3 protein-coding genes are annotated in these 2,008 nt (G+C 39.0%); 1 reads left to right on the top strand and 2 read right to left on the bottom strand.

The annotated features are described in order from the left end of the window. Window positions 1-899 (top strand): MFS transporter (locus AC1DRF_RS24870; RefSeq protein WP_477741951.1); only part of this gene is annotated, 899 nt, incomplete at its 5' end. Window positions 900-942: 43 nt separating this feature from the next. On the opposite strand, the gene AC1DRF_RS24865 is transcribed toward AC1DRF_RS24870, so the two are convergent. Both AC1DRF_RS24865 and AC1DRF_RS24860 read right to left on the bottom strand, forming a co-directional pair. Then, on the bottom strand, window positions 943-1,413 hold the full coding sequence (locus AC1DRF_RS24865) for a 2-thiouracil desulfurase family protein (protein ID WP_097823264.1): 471 nt from the start codon (window positions 1,411-1,413) through the stop codon (window positions 943-945). An 84-nt stretch (window positions 1,414-1,497) separates the two neighbouring features. Next, the gene (locus AC1DRF_RS24860) at window positions 1,498-1,938 is read right to left on the bottom strand and encodes an Asp23/Gls24 family envelope stress response protein (protein ID WP_427076429.1); all 441 of its coding nucleotides are present in this window, start codon (window positions 1,936-1,938) and stop codon (window positions 1,498-1,500) included. Between the last annotated feature and the right edge of the window lie 70 nt (window positions 1,939-2,008).

Genomic DNA, 2,008 nt, shown 5'->3' with positions numbered 1-2,008 from the left:
ATTATATGCTACTGATTGGACGTATTCTTGCTGCTGCGAGCGGTTCTTTTATCATTGTATTATCTACCACGATGGCTTCTAGAATGGTAAAATCTGAATACCAAGGCAGAGCAATTGGCATCGTATTTATGGGAATAAGCGGCTCACTTGTTTTAGGCATTCCTCTTGGTATTTTGATTGGAAATGCGCTTGGCTGGCGTCAAGTATTTGTTATGATTGCAATTTTGACTGCGATTATTATGATTACCGTTTGGTTTACAATGGAGCGTCTAGCTCCTGCTCCAATTGTACCGTTAAAAACTCAGGTAAAAGCTTTACGCAATAAAAAAATGCTCGCTATTCACCTAGCAACATTATTTGTACTTGCGGGCCATTTAACGCTTTATGCGTACTTCACGCCATTTTTACAAKAGACGCTAGGATTAAATACAACGATGGTGACTATTATTTATGGTATTTTTGGTCTTGCTGCCGTGGCAGGAGGAGGACTTGGAGGAGCTGTTTCTGATAAATGGAATCCTTCTTCATCTGTTATCACCATGATTGCTCTCTTTTTTGTTAGCATGATTGCTATGCCTTTTGGCGTTCATTTACCATTTGTTGTGTTCTTGCTTCTTATGATCATTTGGAGTGCGCTCAGCTGGGCGGTCTCACCAGCTCAAAGCAATTTAATTATTCATAGTGCACGCGAGACGTCCGACATTTTAATCAGCACCAATGCAGCGATTTCACACGTAGGAATTGCGATCGGCTCCTATGTTGGAGGAATTGTCGTTAATCAATACTCTGTTATTTATAACGGCTGGGTCGGGTCTATTTTTGTTTTGTTTGGTCTTTTCTGCTCTCTTTATGCGGTAACACGAACAGAAAGCACAGCAGATACGCTTCACAGTAAATAGGCTTTTATAAAAAAGCGTACACATATGGTGTACGCTTTTTTGATTATGATGGGTCTCTATGCATTTCAGCTGCAAATTGAGCTTCGGACATAACGATAAAACCATGCTTTCTTAGCAACGCAGTCGTTACCCCTTCACCTGCTATTTTAACGTTTGAAAATGCCCCGTTATATATATGTTCACTTCCACATGAAGGGCTGTTTTCTTTTAGTACAATAACAGTAGCTTTTATTTCTTTTGCGATGCTCAGTGCCTTATAGGCCCCGTCTATGTATATGTCTGTGACGTCTTTTCCCGATCGTTCAATAACTCGCGCATTTCCGTTTATTACGTCTATTCCCGTTCCTTTTATAATTTCTGCCGGTTCTCTAGGCGTGTGAAATCCACCTAACAGTTCCGGACACATCATTACCGCTTCTTTATTTTCAACGAGCGCTTTCATTTCCTTAACTAAGGCACTGCTTCCATTATATCTGCATCCTTGACCTGCTAAGCAGGAACTAACCAAAATCACAGAATTCTCCCTCCCATAAAAAAAACACTTCTCATTCATCATACAAAGAATATATGATGAATGGAAGTGTTTACCTTTTATATTTTATTCAAGATCACGCTTGGACTCCTGCTCTTTGTCTCGATCCGTTTTCGCTTCAAATTCAGAGCGAGTCATTACGTCCTCTACATGCATATTCACTTCTACTACTTCTAATCCCGTCATCTCGTGAACTGATTTTTTTACGTTATTAACAGTTTCAGAGAAAATGGCTGGAACATTTTTTCCGTATTCGACAATTACTTTTAAATCAAGGGCAACTTGCTTTTCTCCTACTTCAGCGTTAATCCCTTTTGTGATATCTTCAGTGCTGCGGAAGCGATCTGTTAACCCGCTCATAAATCCCCCGCTCATTGATAAAATCCCTTTAATTTCATTAGCTGCAATTCCAGCAATTTTTTTAATGACTTGATCTTCAAATGTTAATGTATTTTGATGTGTATTTTCCTGAGATTTTACTGCTGTATTTGTTTCATTAAGTGCCATAACTAACATCTCCCTTAAAGTGATTTTCTATCTTCCTTTAGTAAAGAATCCTACCCAAGCATTTATATCT

Source organism: Priestia sp. P5_B4 (assembly GCF_056400385.1).
This window is presented reverse-complemented; position numbering and strand designations above follow the sequence as displayed.

Excerpts from the sequence above, each read along its gene's own strand:
- AC1DRF_RS24860 (WP_427076429.1), bottom strand. The coding sequence starts at position 1,938 with ATGGCACTTAATGAAACAAATACAGCAGTAAAATCTCAGGAAAATACA.